17 protein-coding genes, 1 pseudogene and 2 riboswitches are annotated in these 17880 nt (G+C 61.8%); of the genes and pseudogenes, 5 read left to right on the top strand and 13 right to left on the bottom strand.

Annotated features, from left to right (window positions below):
- The 8 genes and pseudogenes from JNL55_RS28675 to JNL55_RS28640 all read right to left on the bottom strand — a co-directional run.
- Window positions 1-421 (bottom strand): annotated as a pseudogene (locus JNL55_RS28675) (AAA family ATPase); the annotation flags it as partial.
- Window positions 421-1395, bottom strand: coding sequence for an adenosylcobinamide-phosphate synthase CbiB (gene cbiB, locus JNL55_RS28670; RefSeq protein ID WP_293862749.1), 975 nt, complete (start codon window positions 1393-1395; stop codon window positions 421-423). The pseudogene JNL55_RS28675 and the gene cbiB, both read right to left, overlap by 1 nt.
- Before the next feature lie 9 nt (window positions 1396-1404).
- Window positions 1405-2202 carry an ABC transporter ATP-binding protein gene (locus JNL55_RS28665; RefSeq protein ID WP_293862747.1) on the bottom strand — a complete coding sequence of 266 codons (798 nt, stop codon included), beginning with the start codon at window positions 2200-2202 and terminating at the stop codon, window positions 1405-1407.
- Entirely contained in the window at window positions 2199-3176 is a 978-nt protein-coding gene (locus JNL55_RS28660) for a FecCD family ABC transporter permease (RefSeq protein ID WP_293862745.1), read from the bottom strand. The genes JNL55_RS28665 and JNL55_RS28660 overlap by 4 nt, the downstream gene beginning before the upstream one ends.
- Window positions 3173-4042 (bottom strand): ABC transporter substrate-binding protein, encoded by an 870-nt coding sequence (locus tag JNL55_RS28655; protein WP_293862743.1) that lies wholly within the window; start codon window positions 4040-4042, stop codon window positions 3173-3175. Before JNL55_RS28655 ends, JNL55_RS28660 begins: the two co-directional genes overlap by 4 nt.
- Window positions 4039-5088 (bottom strand): threonine-phosphate decarboxylase CobD, encoded by a 1050-nt coding sequence (cobD, locus tag JNL55_RS28650; RefSeq protein WP_293862741.1) that lies wholly within the window; start codon window positions 5086-5088, stop codon window positions 4039-4041. Before cobD ends, JNL55_RS28655 begins: the two co-directional genes overlap by 4 nt.
- Complete coding sequence (locus tag JNL55_RS28645; RefSeq protein WP_293862739.1) at window positions 5088-6938, bottom strand: TonB-dependent receptor plug domain-containing protein; 1851 nt, start codon at window positions 6936-6938, stop codon at window positions 5088-5090. The genes cobD and JNL55_RS28645 overlap by 1 nt, the downstream gene beginning before the upstream one ends.
- Window positions 6939-7152: 214 nt before the next feature.
- A riboswitch (cobalamin riboswitch) is annotated at window positions 7153-7353 on the bottom strand.
- Between the two features lie 34 nt (window positions 7354-7387).
- Window positions 7388-7849, bottom strand: a complete 462-nt coding sequence (locus JNL55_RS28640) for a DoxX family protein (RefSeq protein ID WP_293862737.1) — start codon at window positions 7847-7849, stop codon at window positions 7388-7390.
- A gap of 171 nt (window positions 7850-8020) precedes the next feature.
- On the opposite strand from JNL55_RS28640, the gene JNL55_RS28635 reads away from it, so the two are divergent.
- A complete protein-coding gene (locus JNL55_RS28635) occupies window positions 8021-8272 on the top strand; it encodes a hypothetical protein (protein ID WP_293862735.1) in 252 nt (83 codons plus the stop codon).
- 49 nt (window positions 8273-8321) lie between these two features.
- Here the strand turns inward: JNL55_RS28635 and JNL55_RS28630 are convergent, their stop codons facing one another.
- The 5 genes from JNL55_RS28630 to cobT are packed head-to-tail and all read right to left on the bottom strand — an operon-like array spanning window position 8322 to window position 11886.
- Window positions 8322-8999 carry a DUF3379 family protein gene (locus JNL55_RS28630; RefSeq protein ID WP_293862733.1) on the bottom strand — a complete coding sequence of 226 codons (678 nt, stop codon included), beginning with the start codon at window positions 8997-8999 and terminating at the stop codon, window positions 8322-8324.
- Window positions 8996-9511, bottom strand: a complete 516-nt coding sequence (locus tag JNL55_RS28625; protein WP_293862731.1) for a sigma-70 family RNA polymerase sigma factor — start codon at window positions 9509-9511, stop codon at window positions 8996-8998. The genes JNL55_RS28630 and JNL55_RS28625 overlap by 4 nt, the downstream gene beginning before the upstream one ends.
- Before the next feature lie 46 nt (window positions 9512-9557).
- Window positions 9558-10091 carry a histidine phosphatase family protein gene (locus JNL55_RS28620; RefSeq protein ID WP_293862729.1) on the bottom strand — a complete coding sequence of 178 codons (534 nt, stop codon included), beginning with the start codon at window positions 10089-10091 and terminating at the stop codon, window positions 9558-9560.
- Window positions 10076-10870, bottom strand: coding sequence for an adenosylcobinamide-GDP ribazoletransferase (locus JNL55_RS28615; protein ID WP_293862727.1), 795 nt, complete (start codon window positions 10868-10870; stop codon window positions 10076-10078). Before JNL55_RS28615 ends, JNL55_RS28620 begins: the two co-directional genes overlap by 16 nt.
- Window positions 10867-11886: a nicotinate-nucleotide--dimethylbenzimidazole phosphoribosyltransferase gene (gene cobT, locus JNL55_RS28610; protein WP_293862725.1), complete on the bottom strand. Its 1020-nt coding sequence runs from the start codon at window positions 11884-11886 to the stop codon at window positions 10867-10869. The genes JNL55_RS28615 and cobT overlap by 4 nt, the downstream gene beginning before the upstream one ends.
- A 20-nt stretch (window positions 11887-11906) precedes the next feature.
- On the opposite strand from cobT, the gene cobU reads away from it, so the two are divergent.
- The 4 genes from cobU to JNL55_RS28590 form a co-directional block, all read left to right on the top strand.
- Window positions 11907-12515 (top strand): bifunctional adenosylcobinamide kinase/adenosylcobinamide-phosphate guanylyltransferase, encoded by a 609-nt coding sequence (gene cobU, locus JNL55_RS28605; RefSeq protein ID WP_293862723.1) that lies wholly within the window; start codon window positions 11907-11909, stop codon window positions 12513-12515.
- Window positions 12499-12732, top strand: a riboswitch (cobalamin riboswitch). Its footprint overlaps the gene before it by 17 nt.
- Before the next feature lie 156 nt (window positions 12733-12888).
- Complete coding sequence (locus JNL55_RS28600; protein WP_293862721.1) at window positions 12889-17145, top strand: cobaltochelatase subunit CobN; 4257 nt, start codon at window positions 12889-12891, stop codon at window positions 17143-17145.
- Window positions 17142-17576 (top strand): MotA/TolQ/ExbB proton channel family protein, encoded by a 435-nt coding sequence (locus JNL55_RS28595; RefSeq protein WP_293862719.1) that lies wholly within the window; start codon window positions 17142-17144, stop codon window positions 17574-17576. Before JNL55_RS28600 ends, JNL55_RS28595 begins: the two co-directional genes overlap by 4 nt.
- Window positions 17573-17880 (top strand): DUF2149 domain-containing protein (locus JNL55_RS28590; protein WP_293862717.1); only part of this gene is annotated, 308 nt, incomplete at its 3' end. The genes JNL55_RS28595 and JNL55_RS28590, both read left to right, overlap by 4 nt.

Raw genomic sequence — 17880 nt, 5'->3', positions numbered from 1 at the left:
AATTTGTTTCTGCTGGACTGCCGGCGCCTTCGACGACGACCAGGTCCGCTTCCTGCTGTAAACGATGGAAGCTTTCCACAGCGATTTGCAGAAGCTCACGCTTGTCACGGCCATGAGCGCTCGCTTGCATCACTCCTTGCCTGCGCCCGCGAACGATGAGTTGAGCACCGATGTCGCTTTGAGGTTTGAGCAACACGGGATTCATGTCGACCGACGGTGGCGTGCGGCACGCGAGTGCCTGCAGCGCCGTCGATCGTCCGATCTCGCCGCCGTCTGGAGTGACAGCCGCATTGTTCGACATGTTCTGCGGCTTGAACGGCCGCACGATCAGTCCGCGGTTGGCGAAGAGTCTGCACAGCCCAGCGACCAGCAGCGACTTGCCGACGTCCGACCCGCAGCCTTGAATCATGATCGCAGCCATTACATTGCCTGCGGATGTGAGATCGAGAAACCAGCGGCTGCGGCTAAGAGCCAGAGCAGTCCGCAGGCGATTACGTAAATGCGTAGACCGCGCTGTAGATCGCCGACCGTCGGCGATGCGCCTGCGCCGAAGATCGGGCGCTCATGCGTGATGCCATCGTACGCCGTCGGGCCGCCGAGCCTGATGCGTAATGCGCCGGCCATGGCGGCTTCCGGCCAGCCGGCGTTGGGTGATGCGTGTTTCGGCGCGTCGCGCCACATGACGAGCATTCCGCCGCCACCTGCGATGGCGAGCAATGCGCCGGCGAGTCGAGCAGGAATGAGATTGGCGACGTCGTCGGCGCGGGCGGCGGCCCAGCCGAACATTCGCCATCGTTCGTCGCGATGGCCAATCAGGCTGTCGGCAGTGTTCAGCGCTTTGTAAGCGAACAAACCGGGCAGACCGCCGACGAAAAGCCAGAAGGCCGGCGCCACGATGCCATCGTTGAAACTTTCCGCCAGGCTTTCGATCGCGGCACCGGCCACGTCGGATTCATTCAACGAGGCCGTGTCGCGGCCGACGATGTTTGCTACGGCTTGTCGGGCGGCGGCAAGGTCGCCGCTGGCGAGCGGCGCGAGTACTGCGCGGACGTGAGTGTAGAGGCTGTGTTGGGCCAGACCTGTGGTCGCCGCTAAGACCATCACTATGCCACCGAAAGAAAAATCAGATGCAGAGCCGAATGAGACATTCGCTGCGAGCGCTTGTATCGCGTAGCCCGCGCCCGCAGCGCTGCCGGTGACCAGCACCACCGTGAAGATGCCAAGTGCCCGTCGAGCGCCGTCACTGAACTCCGGCCGATTCCACCGCCGCTCAAGAAAATCGAGCGCGGTACCGATCCAGACCACAGGATGGCGAATGGGACGATAGAGCGCCGTCGGATAGCCGACGCAGGCTTCGACGATCAGAGCTGCAAATAGTAGCCACGGCTCGAGCATGGCCAGAACTCACTTCCGCGAAGCGCGACCGTGAATGGCAATGGTCGGCGGCGTTGCCCCAGTCGCATCGGTGAGCCACTGCGCGTCGATGTTGTAAACCTCGCGCAGGATCTTCGGCGTAAGCGCTGCCTGAGGAGCGCCGTCAGCGACGATGCGACCGCCATCCAAAATCACTACCCGATCGGCAATGCGAGCGGCCAGCGTCAAATCATGGATGGTCAGCACCACACCGCCACCCTGATCGGCAACCGACCTCAGCAACTCAGCCGCTTCGAACTGATGCGACGGATCCAGCCCCGTGAACGGCTCATCCGCCAGAATCCAATCCGACTCACCGGCGAGCACGCGAGCCAACAACACACGAGCGCGTTCACCGCCGGAAAGCGTGGTAACGATTCGATCGGCCCATTGAGTGACCTCGGTCTTCTCCATGGCACGCGTCACAGCGGCGCGATCTTCTTCATCGCTGCTGATGCCGTGATAAGGAATTCGCCCCAGGCTGACCAACGTCTGCACGTCGACCGCCCACGCGATCTCCGGTGTCTGCGGAAGAAAAGCGATTCGACGCGCACGTTGCATGGCAGGTGACGAGACCAGCGACGCGCCATCCAGCTCGACCGTACCCGACTCCGGCCGAAGCAAGCCGGCAACACACGACAGCAGCGTCGACTTGCCTGCGCCGTTGGGCCCGAGCACCGCCGTCACGCTACCCGACTTCAACTCCACATCGATGGAGTCGAGCACGACACGGCTGCCGCGTCGAAACTGCAGGTTGCCGATCTTTAGAGTACTGATTGGGCGCGTCATGTGAGCTTGCTGCGCATGGAGTGCAGCAGTACGAAAAAGAAGGGCGCGCCGATCAACGACATCACCACACCAAGCTCGAGTTCCGATCCGCCCGGCAGCAGCCGCACGACGATGTCACCAGCGAGCACCAACGCCGCGCCACCGATGGCGCTTGGAATCAACAGCGCACCAGGGCGCGAACCGACCAACGGGCGCATCAAGTGCGGCACGATCAAACCGACGAAGCCGATGACGCCGGTGACCGCCGTGCTGCCACCAACGATGAGTCCGATGCCCAGCGCGAGTTGCCACTGCGCACGATTCAAATCGATGCCGAGCGAGCGAGCGCCAGTTTCGCCAAGCGTGAGTGCATCCAGCGAGCGGCGACAGCCGAGCACGGCGATGCAGCCGATGACGATCAGCGGTGCCGCGATGGTGAGTTCGTCGAAGCTTCGATCGGTGAGGCCGCCCAGCATCCAACGTACGATTTCGCCGGCCGCCCACGGGCTCGGCGACAGCGATAACGCCAACGAGATGCCGGCGATAGCGAGCGCGCTAAGAATGATGCCGGAGAGCACCAGCGTCAGGACGCTCGCAGTTCGGCCTGATAGAACAAACAGCGCCGTCATGCCCGTCATGCCGCCGATCACGCCGCAGATCGGCAGGATCCACGGATGTAGTCCGGCGATGTTGAAGAAGATGATGAGCACAGCGCCGAGCGCAGACATGGCGGACACACCGAGCGTGCCGGGTTCGGCGAGCGCGTTTCGCAAATAGCCCTGCATGGCCGCGCCGGCTAGACCAAGCGATGCACCGACCAGCACGCCAAGGATGGCGCGAGGCAGGCGAAGCTCGATCAATATTGCGCGACTGATGGCGTCCTGCGCCGACCAGACATCCCACGTCAGCGTGACGCGTCCGACCGCAATCGATAGCACGGCCAGTATCGCGACCAGCGCGAGCAAGGAAGGAATGACCCACGGACGAGGTGTCACAACGTCCCCCTGGCTCGTTCCACATCGCGGGCATGCTCGCGCGCACGCACCAGTTCAGTGACTGCATCAATCATCGTCGGACCTGCGCAATACAACAGCCGCGCCGGAAACACGGCTTGAGTCATTTGAGATTCCAAAGCTCGCAACGCTCGGTGATGCACCACCTTTTCAGATTGCAGCGGTGCGCCGGGCGATGTCTCGCCTATCAACAACACATCGGGCGGCGATGACACCAGCACTTCCAAAGGCAACGGCCGATAGTTCTTTACGCCATAACGAGCCGCGATGTTTTGCAGCCCGACCAGTTCCATCAATTCGCCGACCACCGTATCCCGGCCGGCCGACAGACCGCCAGGCTGATAGATCGCCGCCGTCAGCGGGGTCTCATTCGCTGGCAAGCGAGCCGCTTCGAGTGCTGCCTCGATACGCGCGACCATCGCTTCGCCTTCGCGCTCGGCGCCAAGCATGCGTGCCACCTGACGTACCTGTTCCAAGCTTTCGACCACCGTGCCTGGCACATCGAACAGCTCAAACCGAATGCCGACGCGCTTCAGAGCGTTGCGAGTTGCAGGCGCGGAGTGACGGCTAGTGAGTACCAAATCGGGTCGTAGCGCGACGACTTCTTCGGCGGTCTCATAGGTAATAGGCAGATGGCGTGCCTTGTCGGCAATCGTTGAGCGCTGCGGGTCGCGAGCGTAGTGACTCAGCGCTGCGATCCGGTCGTGCGACACCAGCTCGATGACGATGCTGTCCACACACATGTTCAACGAAACGATGCGCATTGGATGCGCCGCCGTCTGCTCGGCCGAGGCAGAATGGGCTGCCAGCGAAGCGATACCCAGCAACGCTAACAGCCGGAGTTTCAAGTCTGCGCTCCGTGCTGTGTCAGCGCGTCCACGAGGCGCCGCCAATCATTCGAGCTGTGTGGCAGTCCGAAACGCAGCAGTGAGCTGTCGTAGTCGAAAGGTCGAGCCAGAATGCCGTGGGAAAGGAGTTGAGTGAACCGAGCGTGTGCATTGGTGGCACGAGCCAATCGGTACAGCGATGTGCCGCCGACGATGGTCATGCCGCTAGCGATGAGCAATTTGTCCAGTCGCTGGGATGCGCGCGTCAGTCGCAGTCGCATCTTCTCGGTCCACGCATGATCGGCATACGCAGCCAGGCCAGCGCGCAATGCGTCCGACGAGACCGGCCAATCGCCGAGCAGATGGCGCAACCGAGATGCAATCGACGAAGAAGCAATGACGAAGCCGAGCCGCACACCGGCCAAGCCATAAAACTTACCGAACGAGCGCAGTACCAGCAGGCTCGGTGCCTGCTGTGTGCCCGCGAGATCTGCGACGCTGGCTTGGGGAGCGAGATCGCCGAAAGCCTCGTCGACGATGAGCACGCCGCCGTCCGCATGTAACGAATCGTGCAGTGACTGCAGTCGCGCGCGATCAAGCACGCGTCCATCGGGATTGTTGGGATTCACTACTGTCATTGCGACGCTGCCAGTAGCGGCTGCAGTGAGTTCCGCGTCGGAGGCGACGCGAGCTTTCACGCCGGCGCGATTCCAAGCATCAGCGTGCGATCCGTAAGTCGGGCCGGCGATGACGGCGGCAGTTGCATTCAACAGATAGGGAAGCAGTCTGAGCGCACTCTCAGTGCCGCCAACCGCCACCACACGCGCTGGATCGCTGACATTGAAAGCCGTGGCAGCCACGGCTTCCAGTTTTACGAGCTCAGTAGGTTCCGGCAGCCGATTGCGCTCGCGAGCCGAAGCTCGCGGCGCTGGATACGACATCGGGTTGATGCCCGTGGAAAGATCGACCCACGGCTGAGGAACGTTTGGAAACAGCGCACGCGCGACACACAACCGGCCGCCATGATGAGCGAACCTGCCGGCTGCGATATCGGCGCCGCCGTTCATTAGAAGCTCTGGCGCAGACCTGCGTAGAACGCGCGACCGAGCGTGCCGTAACGACGCACCGTTTCGTAGTCCTCGTCGAACACATTCTCGACGCGACCGTACACTTCCAACGAATCAGTCACCTCGAACGCGGCGCGCAAGTCGACCAGCGTGTAGCCGTCGATCACGTACGTGTTGGAGATGCTGTCGAAGGAGCGGCCGGCATGTTGAACGGCCACGGACGTGCTCAGGCCGAACGACCAGTCATAGCTGAGTTGCGCATTGGCCGTTTCGCTCGGGCGACGCGGCAGTGTGTGGCCGAAGTTCGCAGTGCCGCGCGCAGTGTTCTCAGCATCCATGTTGGTGTAGTTGGCCGAGAACGCCAGGTGTTCAGTGATCTGCGCCGACAGCGCGAGCTCAACGCCGCTGGCGTTGGTCTTCTGCATGTTGTCGTAGTAGCCGAACGGAGGCGTCGCTGTCGACACGAAGTCGATCATGTTGGTGGTGTCACGATCGAAGTAGGTCGCGGATACGACCAGTCTTTTGTTGAACAGGTGCTGCTCGATGCCGGCATCCCAGCTCTCGGCTTCCTCGGCATCCAGGTTGGCGTTGCCGTACTGGCTGTACAGCTGATACAGCGTCGGGGCCTTGAAGCCCTCGCCGTAGCTGGCGCGCAGAATGGTCGAAGGAGTGACCGACCATGCAGCCGAAGCCCGGCTGGTCGTATGGCTGCCGAAGGTGTCGTGATCGTCGTAACGAACGCCGGCGCTCAGCGACACCACTTCGAGCAGCGTTGCATTGAGCTGCGCGTAGGCGCTGTCGGTCTGCACGTCGCCGGTGAGCGGCGTCGGATTGGGATCGAACGTGCTCGGTGACACGGTGCTCAACTCGGAGCGCTCCGACTCCAAGCCGACTATGGCGCTGAGTTGATCGTTGATACGCAGCGTGCCCTGATATTCCCAACGCTCGTTGCGGCCGGTGGCGTCGAAAGTGGTCGGCACCGACGAGCTCGGGTCGGTGTTGTGACGATCGGTGTCGGTGTAGGCGAAGCCGATGCGGTTTTCCAAACGTCCGTCGAATGCGCCGATGTTCAAGCCGGCATACGAGACCAACTCTTCGGTGGTGCCGTACTCTGGAGTGTCGGTGAAGCTGTAGGGCGGCACCGAAAGGAAGCCGTCGAACTTCGAACGACCATCGCTCCAGGTCGAACGGATTTCCGCAGAGAAGTTGTCGGAGATATGGAAAATGCCGCGCGCGTTGAAGCCGACATTGCGATAGCCGTCCTGCTCGCGACCGCCAAGGTCGCGCGAGAACGCGGAGATGCCGTCGCTGGTGAGATAGTTACCGCCGACTCGCCAGGCGAAGCGTTCGCCGCCGGCTTGAGCATGTGCGCGTAAGGCGGCGGTGTCATGAGTACCACCTTCGGCGGAGACGGCGCCGGACAGCGGACCTTCCGGCACGGGCGTCACGATGTTTACTACGCCGCCGATGGCCTGGCTGCCCCACAGCGTGGATTGCGGGCCGCGCAGCACTTCGATTTGCGCATAGTCGTTGGCGAGCAGATCGGCGAAGTTGAAGCCGCCGCTGGCCTGCGACGGATCGTTGAGTTTCACGCCGTCGAGCAGCACCAGGGTGTGATGGGTTTCGGCGCCACGAATGCTCAACTGAGTGGTGCCGCCCAAGCCGCCGTTGCGGGTCATGGTCACGCCCGGCGTGGCCGCGAGCAGATCGGACACGACCGTCTTCTGGCTACGGCGCTGATCCTTGGCGGAAATGACCGTGACCGAATCGCCGACGCGCGATGTTTCCTGCGCGATACGGTTGGCGCTGACGACGACGTCCTCGACGCCATCGTCTGCATCGGCGGCCATAGCCGTCAACGCCGGCTGCAACAGCAGGGCAACAGCGAGAGTTAGAACACGGGACGAGGGCCGGGAAAGGGGCCCGGAAATGAACTGGGTAGACACAGAAGGCTCCGCGGTGAAGTCACAAACCGCACGGGCTGCAGCTTCGAACGCGTCGCGACCCATGCACCGGTCGCCTCTACAGGGAATACTCCCGCACTCTCGGCACACCCCGGCCGATCGATGGACGACAGCGGCAAGCAGGTCTCCTGGCTGGTGGCTGAAGTCCTCACGTCACCTTCCCGGCGGGCCCGATTGCTCAGGCGGCACCAGTGGTTTTTTGACGTGCGGCGAACCACTTACAGTTGCGGGGGCAGCCCGGGTTCTAATCCCGGTTCCCTTTCAATCCCCACGAGGGGGAACTTGTCGCGCGGCGCGAGGATGAGGGTCGGGCCGGCAATCGTCAAGTAGCCTGATTAATGGCCGCGCCGGCCCTGTAGCCAGTGGTCCAGCGACCAGGCGCCGGGCCCGTAAAGCGCCAATACCAGCAGGATATAGCCCCACAAATAGTGCTGGCCGATGGCGGCGGCAAAACCGCTCTGAAACAACACATGGGCGTAGGAGATCACGGCCAGCACATTGACGGCCTGCAACCCGAGCGCACTGACGCGACCGAACAGGCCGAGGATCAGCAATGTCGGAAATATCAGCTCGCCCGCGGTGCCGGCGATCGCTGCCAGCTGCGGCGTGAGCAGCGGCACGCGATATTCGTATTCGAACAGGGCGACCGTGCTGTCCCAGTCGGACACTTTCAGATAAGCGGATTTGAGGAACACCCAACTCACGTACACACGCGAGGCCAGCGCGAACGGTGCCTGGAGTCGATCCAACAGGCGGGCCAGCGTGCCTTTCGGATCCATCAGCGCGTCGCTCAGCATGTCGGCACTCCACGATAACGTTGCTAGTTGATTGGACCGGTGTCGCTGCTGGCTTATTACTCGCGTAATCTGCAACTCCGTATGTAATGCGATGGCGCCCCGCCCGGTCTGTTGGGCAAGATGCTGTTCGCGGCATCGCTGACGATCCGTTTCAAGAACTTGGGAGAAACTATGAGCACACAGAAAACCGCACGCGCCGCCATGGCTGCCGCCGCTGCATTGTTGTTCAGCAGCGTGGCGACTACCGCGAGCGCCGCCGATGCCGCCAAAGTGAAATGCGAAGGCGTCAATTCGTGCAAAGGCACCTCGGCTTGTGCCACTGCCACCAATGCTTGCCAGGGCCAGAACAAGTGCAAGGGCGAGGGTTACTTGCTGCTGGGCAAAGCCGAGTGCGACGCTGCCAAGGCCAAGGTGAAAAAGTAATCTGGCACGCCGGCGAGCCGTGATGCTCGCCGGCGTTCTGCCGAGCCGCTCAGTATTCGAGCGCGCTCAACAAAGTGTTCGCGACTGCTTCCACCGGTACGTTCTTACCTAACACCACGATCACGCCTCGCGGCGCCGGCACGATCTCGCCCTGATAGCCGTCTTCATCGATGCGTTCGGTTTTCTGCGTGGGCGCGTCGGTGACCACCAACGCAGTCACCGGCCCTTGTTCAGTCTGCACGACCAGGTGTGGAACGTTCTGGCCACGGAACGTGCAGCTCTGAGCGTAGGACACTCGCGCAGCGCCTGGCTTCAGTCGTAAGCGAGAGATGGCGAGGATCTCTTCCAGTCTTTGCTCGCCGACGGTCTCGGAGGTGCGCACCAGCGACTCTTCCTCGTGCTTCACATGCTCGATGGCTTCTCTGGCAAAGCTTTCTCGTGGCGTGAGCAGCCACAGTGAGAGCGCACCGACCAGCACGGTGACCAATACGCTCGCAGCCATGCGCCAGATTCGTGTTGGTTGCTCACGCCGCGGTGCTAGCACTTCAGCGGCGGTTTGTTCCGCCGGTGCCGTGACAGCCAGGGCGCGATAAATCAACCGATCCATCGCCTGCATCTCTTGACGATAGCTCGCGCATTCCGGGCAGCTCGCAATGTGTGCAAGCACGTTGGGATTGTTGGTGTTGGGCTCGGCGCCGACGATGGTGCGGATTTCTTCGCAGTTCATGGCCGCGCACCCTCAGTGCCAACCAACTGCTGACGTAACACCTGGCGTGCACGAAATAAACGCGTCAGCACGGCCGCGACGCTGATGTCGAGATGTCTCGCGATCTCCTCGGTGGAATAGCCCAATAACACTTGCAGCACCAACGGCTCGCGATGAACCACATCTAACTTCAGAATCGCGCGCCGCATTTCCTCCACTTCATGGCGATCGTCGGTGGCCAAGGCGTCAGGCTCGGCTTCGTTGGCAGCGTCGATGTCCACGAGGGGTAGTCTCTTGCGCTCGAACACCCGAGCCAGCTCGCGCCGTGCGATGGTCAGCAACCAGGGGCGCGCCGCCTTCTCGTCGTCGAGCGCATCGATCGACCGCCAAGCGCGCAACAGCGTCTCCTGCACCACGTCCTCCGCCAACGCCCGGTCCCGGCACAACCAATATACGAACCGAAACACATCGGCGCGAAACGGCATGCACAGTGCCTCGAAGCGGCCGCGCTCACGAGGGCTGTCTGTGCTCATCGGAAGTAGACCGGGGCAGCCGCGGATTTATTGCGGCATCGCGTGTTCAGGCAGGGGTGAACGGGGCGTGCGCGCCCCAAGCCAGATTCCAGGCCCAGCGCTGTTCCATGCCCAAGCCGAGCATCAGACATCGCAATACCCGCAGCGACCCGCCGTGCGCGACGATGGCGCAACGAGAGGCTGGCGCGGGCAGCGCCGTTCGATACCAGTTCGCGACTCGGTTCCATAAGGCTTGTTCTGTTTCTCCCCCGGGCGGCGCGCGATTCCACGTGTCCGCGGCCCACGGGTCGCTATGGTCCCTCGGAATCTGCGCCCAGGGCAATTCTTCCCAGTCGCCGAAGTGCAGTTCCTGCAGCTCGGGCGCCAGGGTCAGGCCACATTGGTCTCTTTGTGACAGAGTCTTGGCCAGCTGTACACAGCGCTGCGAAGGGCTGGAATAGACCCAGTCGAACTTGGGCAGCGGTGCCAATGCCGCTGCGATGTCGCGTTCGGCGGTGTCTGCCAGCGCAACGTCGGCGCGTCCGTAACAAATGCCGCTGGCGACGGCCGGCGCGGTGTGACGGATTAGAAAGAATTCCACGATGCCAACACAGCCAGGTAGAAAGCGATCTCGGTCAATTGCTGAGCGGCGCCGAGTGTGTCACCTGTGAAGCCGCCTAGTCGTCGAATGAACCAGCGTGCCAACACGTACAACACGATCAGTGCGGTGATGAAGCCCGCCGCTGCGTGTACGCCGCAAAAGTACAGTGGCGCAACGCCCACCACGGCGGCGAAGAAATATTCCCCGCGGCCCATGTGCTGAGCGACGACGCCGGCGCGTGACTGCTCAGGCTTGCCGACATAATTGCTCGCGAACATCAGTGTGACCGCACACGCTCGCGAGAACGCGTGACCCGCAATCAACACGACAATGGCGAGTTCGACAGGAAAAGCGTTGAGCGCAGCGACCTTGATCAACAGCGTCAACACCAGCGCGGCAGTACCGAATGTGCCGATGCGTGAGTCCTTCATGATTTCCAACGCTCGGTCGCGCGTGGCGCCACCGCCGAGTCCATCGAAGGTATCCGCCAAGCCGTCTTCGTGAAACGCACCGGTGAGAAATGCCGTGACAGCAGTGCTGAGAATGGCGGGCAGCGGTCCGGGCAACACCAAGCTCGTCGCCCAAAACACCAGCGCGCCAATGGCGCCGATGAACACACCGACAGCGGGGAAATATCGAGCCGCGCCGCTCAAGTGCTCCGCTGAATGGCCTACCCAAGCGGGCATGGGTACGCGCGTAAAAAATTGAACTGCCATGAGCAGCAAGCGCAGCTCACTGAGCAAGCGAGAGGGACGAGCGCTGTTGGCTTCGCTGCTCATGAGGCTCGGTCGTCGACTCCGGCGGATTCGAAACTGGCCATCTCAGTCATCAAGCGTGCGGCTGCATCGATGATGGGCCACGCCATGGCTGCGCCGGTGCCTTCGCCGAGCCGCATGCCGAGATCGAGCAGCGCTTTCACATCGAGATGTTCGAGCAGCCGGCGATGCGCATGTTCCGCCGAGCAATGGGCAAAGATGCAACGCGAACGCACGCGAGGATCGATCTCGATGGCTAGCAATGCCGCTACAGTGACTGAGAAACCATCGATCACCGCGACACATTTTTGTTCGGCGCTGGCGAGTAGCGCGCCGGTGATCATTGCCAGCTCGAAGCCGCCGTACTCGGTGATGGTTTCGATGGCGCTGAGTTTCTCCGGCCGACGTGCCGACGCGGCGGCGAGACGCTCGCGCTTGCGGGCCAGGCCGACGTCATCGAGTCCGGTGCCGCGACCGACACAATCTTCCAACGACCAGCCGAGCCGCCGATGCAACAGCATGGACGAGCACGCCGTATTGCCGATGCCCATCTCGCCGAACAACAACGCGTTGCAACCTTGGTTTAAAGCGTCTTGCGCCAAGGCGCGGCCCGTGTCGAGCGCCTGAGTACATTGCGCCGGTGTCATTGCAGGTTCGATGCGAAAGTTGCGCGTGCTTCGAGCAACTGCGCGGGCGATGAGAGACGGATGCTCGCCAATATCACTGGCGACGCCGGCATCGACCACGCGCAGGGTGATGCCATGCTGGCGCGCCAATACATTGATGGCAGCGCCGCCGCCCAAATAGTTGAGCAGCATTTGCGCCGTGACCGCTTGAGGAAAAGCGCTGACTCCGTCAGTGGCAATGCCGTGATCGCCGGCGAATACAAACATCTGCGGCGACTTGAACACCGGCGTATCGGTGTCGAGTGCCAGTCCGATGCGAACTGCGAGCAGTTCCAGCGCGCCCAGCGATCCTTGCGGCTTGGTGCGCGTATCCAGTCGGCGTTGCAGGGTTGCGTTGGTTATCATACGGTCCATCGAAACAGTGAGTGCGGACAATGGTAGAGGATGCGCAAGCGGGTGAGCGAGTTTCGGCCGGCCGACATTTGGTCATCGGCGGCGCGCGCTCGGGAAAAACCGCTCACGCCCTCGAGTTGGCCAAGTCGCTGGCGGCGGCGCGGGGCGCGGCTGTCACCTACGTCGCCACCGCCCAGGCGCTCGATCCGGAAATGCAACATCGTATTTCGTTACATCGGGCCGAGCGGCCGGCGAGGTGGCGAACCTTAGAAGCACCGACCGACCTTGCGCAAGCGGTGCGCGCCGAATCGCCAACTGCCATCCTGGTCATCGACTGTATGACGCTGTGGTTGTCGAACGCGTTGTTACAGGATTTTCGCGACGACGCGCCAACCGCATCACTCGCCACCTGGCAAACCGAGAGCGACGCTTTTTTCCAATGGCTGCAAGCAGTTCGCGGCGACGTCGTGTTGATCACCAACGAGGTGGGTGCGGGCATCGTGCCGCTGTCGTCGCTGTCTCGTCGCTTCCAGGATGAACAGGGGCGTTTGAACCAAAGGCTGGCCGCGCTGTGCGACCGAGTGACGTTGGTAGTTGCCGGAATCGCCTTGCCCATCAAGCCTGCTGGCGCTCATTCATTGACGAGGTGAGGGTTTTCGCGCACTGTGCGCCGCGAACGACAAGCCATGGGAACCGGGTGCAATGCCTGGGCTGCCCCCGCAACTGTAAGCGGTGCCTCCATCGAAGCGGCTGAAGGATCGAAACCATCGATCCGCCAGCGCTGACCACTGGGCCTGAAGCCTGGGAAGGTGATGAGTAGGCTTTCAACCGCGAGCCAGGAGACCAACTTGCCGTGGTCGTCTTCGAACAGCCGGGGTGTGCTGAACGAGCGGGAATTCCTGCAGCGACGACAAGTGCGGGCGCAAACCCTGAAGGGCCAGCGTGCCGCTCGGTATGTCAGTTTCCAGGGTTCTCGTCGTGCGATCTCAATCTCACTGCGCTCGCCGCCGTTGGTGCGGGTGTTTGTTTCTGTTGCTCTCAGTCGTTGCCTACTGGTCCATGCCAGTGGCCTCGGCTGCTACGTTGGTCGCGGTTGTGTCCGAGCGCAACTCCGGCGATCTGGCGCAAGCGGCGCGTGACTTCAATCAACGGCTGCCAGAACATCGACTGATCTTTCGCACGACGTCGCAAATCGATGCGCTCAGCGACGCGCAATTGCAGGAGCTGATCGTCGGTGCCGACGCGCTGCTGCTCGCGACGGTGTTCAAAGAGACCGCGCAGCGTATCCAGCCATTGCTGGCGACTTCCCGAGCCCGCGAAATCATTGCGGTTGCCGGCGATCCTGCGCTCGGCAGGCAAAGCCGCTGGCGCGCGAAACGTTTGTTTGCTCAGGAAGATCCGCGTTATGCGGAGCTGTCATCGCTGACCGCCGAGAAAGACGCGAGTGCTGAAGCCGTCGCTGCTGCGATCAAACATTACCCGCAGTTGACGCCGTGGATTCAAGCTCGTGCTTACTGGCAAAACCGTGGCGAATCGAATCTGGTCTCGCTGCTGGCGCTGCTGCTGTCGGAACAAGATCGCGCGGCCAAGGCAGCGGTGAAGCAAATCGAAGATGCATTGCCCGTGCGCTTTCATTATCGCGGTGAATGGTCGAGTGCCGGTGAGTTGCGGCTCAAGGGTGATGGTCGAGTGGTTGCTGTGCTCGAAGATCAGCATGCAGATGTGGGAGTCAGTGAAGCGATCTGTCGCGCATTGATTGCCCACAAGTTGGAATGTCTCACCGTGCTCGCCGGTTGGGGAAAGCCTAGTAGCGACGCGCTTACTGTGGTCGGTGAGAAGGCCGGTGCGCGATTGGGCGCAATCGTATCGGTGCAGGATTTCATCATTGGCGGCAGCAGTGATCGCGCCACCGCCACCAAGCGCATCGAGCAGCTCGATGTGCCGGTGCTGAAAGCGTTGCGCTTGCATGATGTCACCGCACAAGGCTGGCGCAGTTCCGAACAAGGCTTGGCGTGGGACAGCGTTTACTATCGCGTGGCCATGCCTGAACTGCAGGGCATCAGTCAGCCTGTCGTCGTTGCGGCCGCAGCTGCCGCGCAATTGGACGCGCTGACCGGCATCGAAGTAACGCGAGTTGCGGCCATTCCGACGCAGGTGGAACAACTCACGGCGCGAATCGATCGCTGGCTCCGTTTGCAACAAACCAAGAACGCCGACAAGCGCGTCGCCATCGTTTACTACAATCATCCGCCCGGTCGTCACAACATCGGCGCGGACAATCTCGACGTGCCAGCGTCATTGCTGGAGATCTTGCGGGCCATGAAGCGCGACGGTTACGACACCGGGCCGCTGCCTGAAACGTCTTCAGCGTTGCTGGAGAAGCTCCAGCACGATGGCGTGAATCTGCCCGAGCAAGGCGACGTGCTGCGATCGATGGCGACACGAGTCACCAACGTCAGCGCCGATCAATACGGCAAGTGGTTCGCGACCTTGCCGATGCCATTGCAGAAGGAGATGACCGGCGGGCCACTCGCGTTCCTGCAAGCGAACGTGTTGGCCGCGCAAGCGGCACGTCTGCCGCAAGAAGCGCGAGGCCAGGTCACTCGCACCTTGCATGAGATCGAACATCTGCTCGAAGGCGCACAGCATCCGTCCCGCGATCGGGCCATCGATCTGGTCAAACAGCTGCAGCAGGCCTACGAAATTCAGCTGACCAAGGGAGGCAACGAAGTCAGCCTCGACTCGCTGACGCGCGCCATCAGCGCCACTGGTATCGAAGGTCTACGTGGCTGGGGCGAGATACCCGGCAACGTCATGGTGAACAAGGGCAAGTTGGTGCTGCCGGGCGTGCGCTTCGGGAAGATCTTTGTCGGCCCGCAACCGCCGCGCGGTTGGGAGTTGAACGAGGAACTGCTTCACGCCAACACCAGCATTCCGCCGACGCATCAGTATCTGGCGTTTTATTTCTGGCTACGGAATGAGTTTGGCGCCGATGCCATCGTGCATCTGGGGCGTCATTCGACGTATGAGTTCTTGCCGCGCAAGGGCGTCGGTCAAGATGAGCTGGACTATCCGGCGCTGATTGCCGGCGACGTGCCTGGCATCTATCCGTACATCGTCGATGGCGTTGGCGAAGGCTTGCAGGCCAAGCGGCGCGGGCTGGCGGTGATGATCGATCATCTGATTCCGCCGCTGACCGCCACGCCGCTCTACGACGATCTATTGCGTCTCAGACAGCTGGTCGAGAGCTACGAGTCCTCCAACAATCCGGCGCTGCGCAAGCAAGCCGCAGCGTCCATGCGTGTCTTGATCGATGAGCTGCATCTGAAGGATGCGCTCACTGCGAGCATGGATGCGGAGTTGAAAGTGCGCGGCATCTCATTCGAGCAAGCGGACGATGAGTTGCTGGTGCACGAGATTGGCCACTACCTGACTCATCTTCAGGAAGACTTCATGCCGTTGGGATTACACATCTTCGGCAAACCCTGGTCGGACGAGGCATTGAATACGATGCTGGTGTCGATGAAGGCCGGCGCCAACGATCAAGTCCTGCGTCAGAATTTGCAGAGTTCGCCCGCCAATGAAATGCGTGCGCTGTTGCACGGCTTGTCGGGGCGGTTCATTCCGGCCGGTCCTGGCAACGATCCGATTCGGAATGCTGAAGCCTTGCCCACCGGTCGTAACTTCCACGGCCTCGACAACAGTTTGATTCCATCGCGACTGGGCTACACGCTCGGCGAAAAGCTGGCGACCGAAGCGCGCGCCAAGGTTAAAGAAGACGGCAAGGAAGCAGTGATCCTGTGGGCGTCCGACTCGGTGCGCGATGAAGGCGCGATGGTGGGCTTTGGCTTGTCGCTGTTGGGCGTGAAGCCTGATTGGAACAGTCGCGGCATCGTTGCGGGTCTGGAACGACAACCGTTGAACCAGGTTGGATTGCGTGCCGACACGGTATTTGTCGCGTCCGGTTTGTTTCGCGATCTGTTCGGTCAGCAGATTGCTTGGCTCGACAAGGCCGTGTTGCTGGCGTTGGACGGCAGTCGTCGCACCATCGAGCGCAGCCGGCCTGATCTAGCGCCGGCGCTGCGTGCCGCGTTGGAACCGCTTGGCACGCTGGCTAATCCAGGCGACGAGCCGCTGGCGCGCAATCACGTCGCAAGACATTGGGTGAATGAAACGTCGGCGCTCATCAAGCAAGGTCTCGGTCATGCTGAAGCCGGCAAACAAGCGAGCTTGCGCGTGTTCGGTACTTCACCCGGCGACTACAGCGCCGGCATCAATCGCGCGGTTGAGCGTTCGGGCAGCTGGAACGATCGCAAGGAGCTGGCGAAGATTTATATCGATCGTCTCGGCCACGCGTACTCGGCGAACGGTACGAGCCAGGCGCAGCAGGCACTACTGCGAAGTAATTTACGCGAGGTTCGCAATACCTATCTGGGCCGCTCCAGCAATCTGTACGGCCTGATGGATAACAACGACGCGTTCGATTATCTCGGCGGCTTGAGCCTCGCGGTGGAAACATTGAGCGGTCGCGTGCCAGCCAGTCACGTCGCCGATCATTCGAATCCGGCGCAACCGCAGATGCAACCGTTGCCCACTGCGTTGTTAACGGAGTTGCGTGGCCGCTATCTGAATCCCGCGTGGATCAAACCTCTGATGCAGCATGGCTATGCCGGCGCGCGCACCATGGGCAGCGAGTTCATGGAATATTTGTGGGGTTGGCAAGTGACCAATCCCGACGTCATCAAGACCTGGGCTTGGGATGAGGTCAAACAGGTGTATGTGGACGATAGCTACGGACTCGGTCTGGACGAGTTCCTCGAGCAAGGCTCGAACGTGCACGTCAAGACCAACATGATGGCCATCTTGCTGGTCGCGGCCGAAAAACAATTCTGGCAGACCGACGAAGCTACTTTGCAACAGCTCAGCCAGCAGTGGGTGGACTTGTTACTTCAGCACGGCTTGCCCGGCAGTGGTCACACACAGCCCGATCATCCGGTGTTTCAGTGGGTGCAACCTTACTTGCGCGCCGATCAGATCGAGCCGCTCAAGCAAATGTTGGAGCGCGCCCGCGTCGATGCGAAAGCCGCGTCGTCGCCGACCACTCTGACCGAACTGCAGCCGGCTGATAAAGACTCTCAACAGAGCGTCGAAGCACAAGCGGCGTCTAGCGGCGGTGGTTCGCCGTGGGTTCTGTTGACGTTGATGGCTGGCGTCGCTGTATTGCTGTCCGCAGGTTACTTCCGCGGACGTCACGTTGCTCCCAAGGGTCGTTCGGTATGAACTCATTTATCGTGCAATGGACACACGCACTGGTGCCGCTGCTGTTGGTGCCGGTGGTGATCGGATTGTTTGTTTGTGTCGCGCTCGCCTGCGTCGACATCGGTGTGTTGTTTGGAGAGCGTGGACTGCTCCGTCAGCGCGAACGGCCGGATGACGTCAGCGCCATCGAGCGGCGAGCTCATCGACGTATCGAGCGCGCCGACATTCTCACGCGCACCTCGCCGATGCTGGGCTTGATGGCCACGCTGATTTCGTTGGGGCCCGGTCTCACCGCACTCAGCAATGGCAATTTGAATCTGCTCGCCGAAGCCATGCTGACGGCGTTCGACGCCACGGTGCTAGGACTGGCGGCCGGCGTGGTCGGTTTCATCATCGGCCGGCTGCGGCGCCGGTGGTATGACGAAGCCCTACAGCGCTGGGAACAGCCATGAAGCGCCGCTGGAGCAGTGCGCGATTTGACGAAACGCCCGAGGATCCGCAGGCCTCGCTGGTCAATCTGGTGGACATCATGCTGGTGTTCATTTGCGGCTTGATCGTGGCGCTGGTGTCCGCGCAGCCGGCCTTTGACAAGTCCTCCAGCCGCCTCGAGGGCGGTGAGCAAGTCGTTGAGCCGGGACGCGAACTTGCCGAAATGCCGGAGGGGCTGCGCGGCCAGGCGGCGGGCGCCGGCCTGGAGCCGGTGGGCCAGGTGTATCGCGATCCCCAGACCGGCAAACTGATTCTGGTCGGTCAATA

Source organism: Steroidobacter sp., from assembly GCF_016790065.1.
Lineage (GTDB): Bacteria > Pseudomonadota > Gammaproteobacteria > Steroidobacterales > Steroidobacteraceae > Steroidobacter.
The sequence above is the reverse complement of the archived record's forward strand: the minus strand, read 5'-3'. Positions and strand labels throughout refer to the sequence as shown.

Coding starts and splice junctions, on each gene's coding strand:
- cobD (WP_293862741.1), bottom strand. CDS start 5,088: ATGAACGGCGGCGCCGATATCGCAGCCGGCAGGTTCGCTCATCATGGC.
- JNL55_RS28635 (WP_293862735.1), top strand. CDS start 8,021: ATGAGCACACAGAAAACCGCACGCGCCGCCATGGCTGCCGCCGCTGCA.
- cobU (WP_293862723.1), top strand. CDS start 11,907: ATGGTAGAGGATGCGCAAGCGGGTGAGCGAGTTTCGGCCGGCCGACAT.
- JNL55_RS28640 (WP_293862737.1), bottom strand. CDS start 7,849: ATGCTGAGCGACGCGCTGATGGATCCGAAAGGCACGCTGGCCCGCCTG.
- cobT (WP_293862725.1), bottom strand. CDS start 11,886: ATGGACCGTATGATAACCAACGCAACCCTGCAACGCCGACTGGATACG.
- JNL55_RS28615 (WP_293862727.1), bottom strand. CDS start 10,870: ATGAGCAGCGAAGCCAACAGCGCTCGTCCCTCTCGCTTGCTCAGTGAG.
- cbiB (WP_293862749.1), bottom strand. CDS start 1,395: ATGCTCGAGCCGTGGCTACTATTTGCAGCTCTGATCGTCGAAGCCTGC.
- JNL55_RS28645 (WP_293862739.1), bottom strand. CDS start 6,938: ATGGCCGCCGATGCAGACGATGGCGTCGAGGACGTCGTCGTCAGCGCC.
- JNL55_RS28630 (WP_293862733.1), bottom strand. CDS start 8,999: ATGAACTGCGAAGAAATCCGCACCATCGTCGGCGCCGAGCCCAACACC.
- JNL55_RS28665 (WP_293862747.1), bottom strand. CDS start 2,202: ATGACGCGCCCAATCAGTACTCTAAAGATCGGCAACCTGCAGTTTCGA.
- JNL55_RS28595 (WP_293862719.1), top strand. CDS start 17,142: ATGAACTCATTTATCGTGCAATGGACACACGCACTGGTGCCGCTGCTG.
- JNL55_RS28625 (WP_293862731.1), bottom strand. CDS start 9,511: ATGAGCACAGACAGCCCTCGTGAGCGCGGCCGCTTCGAGGCACTGTGC.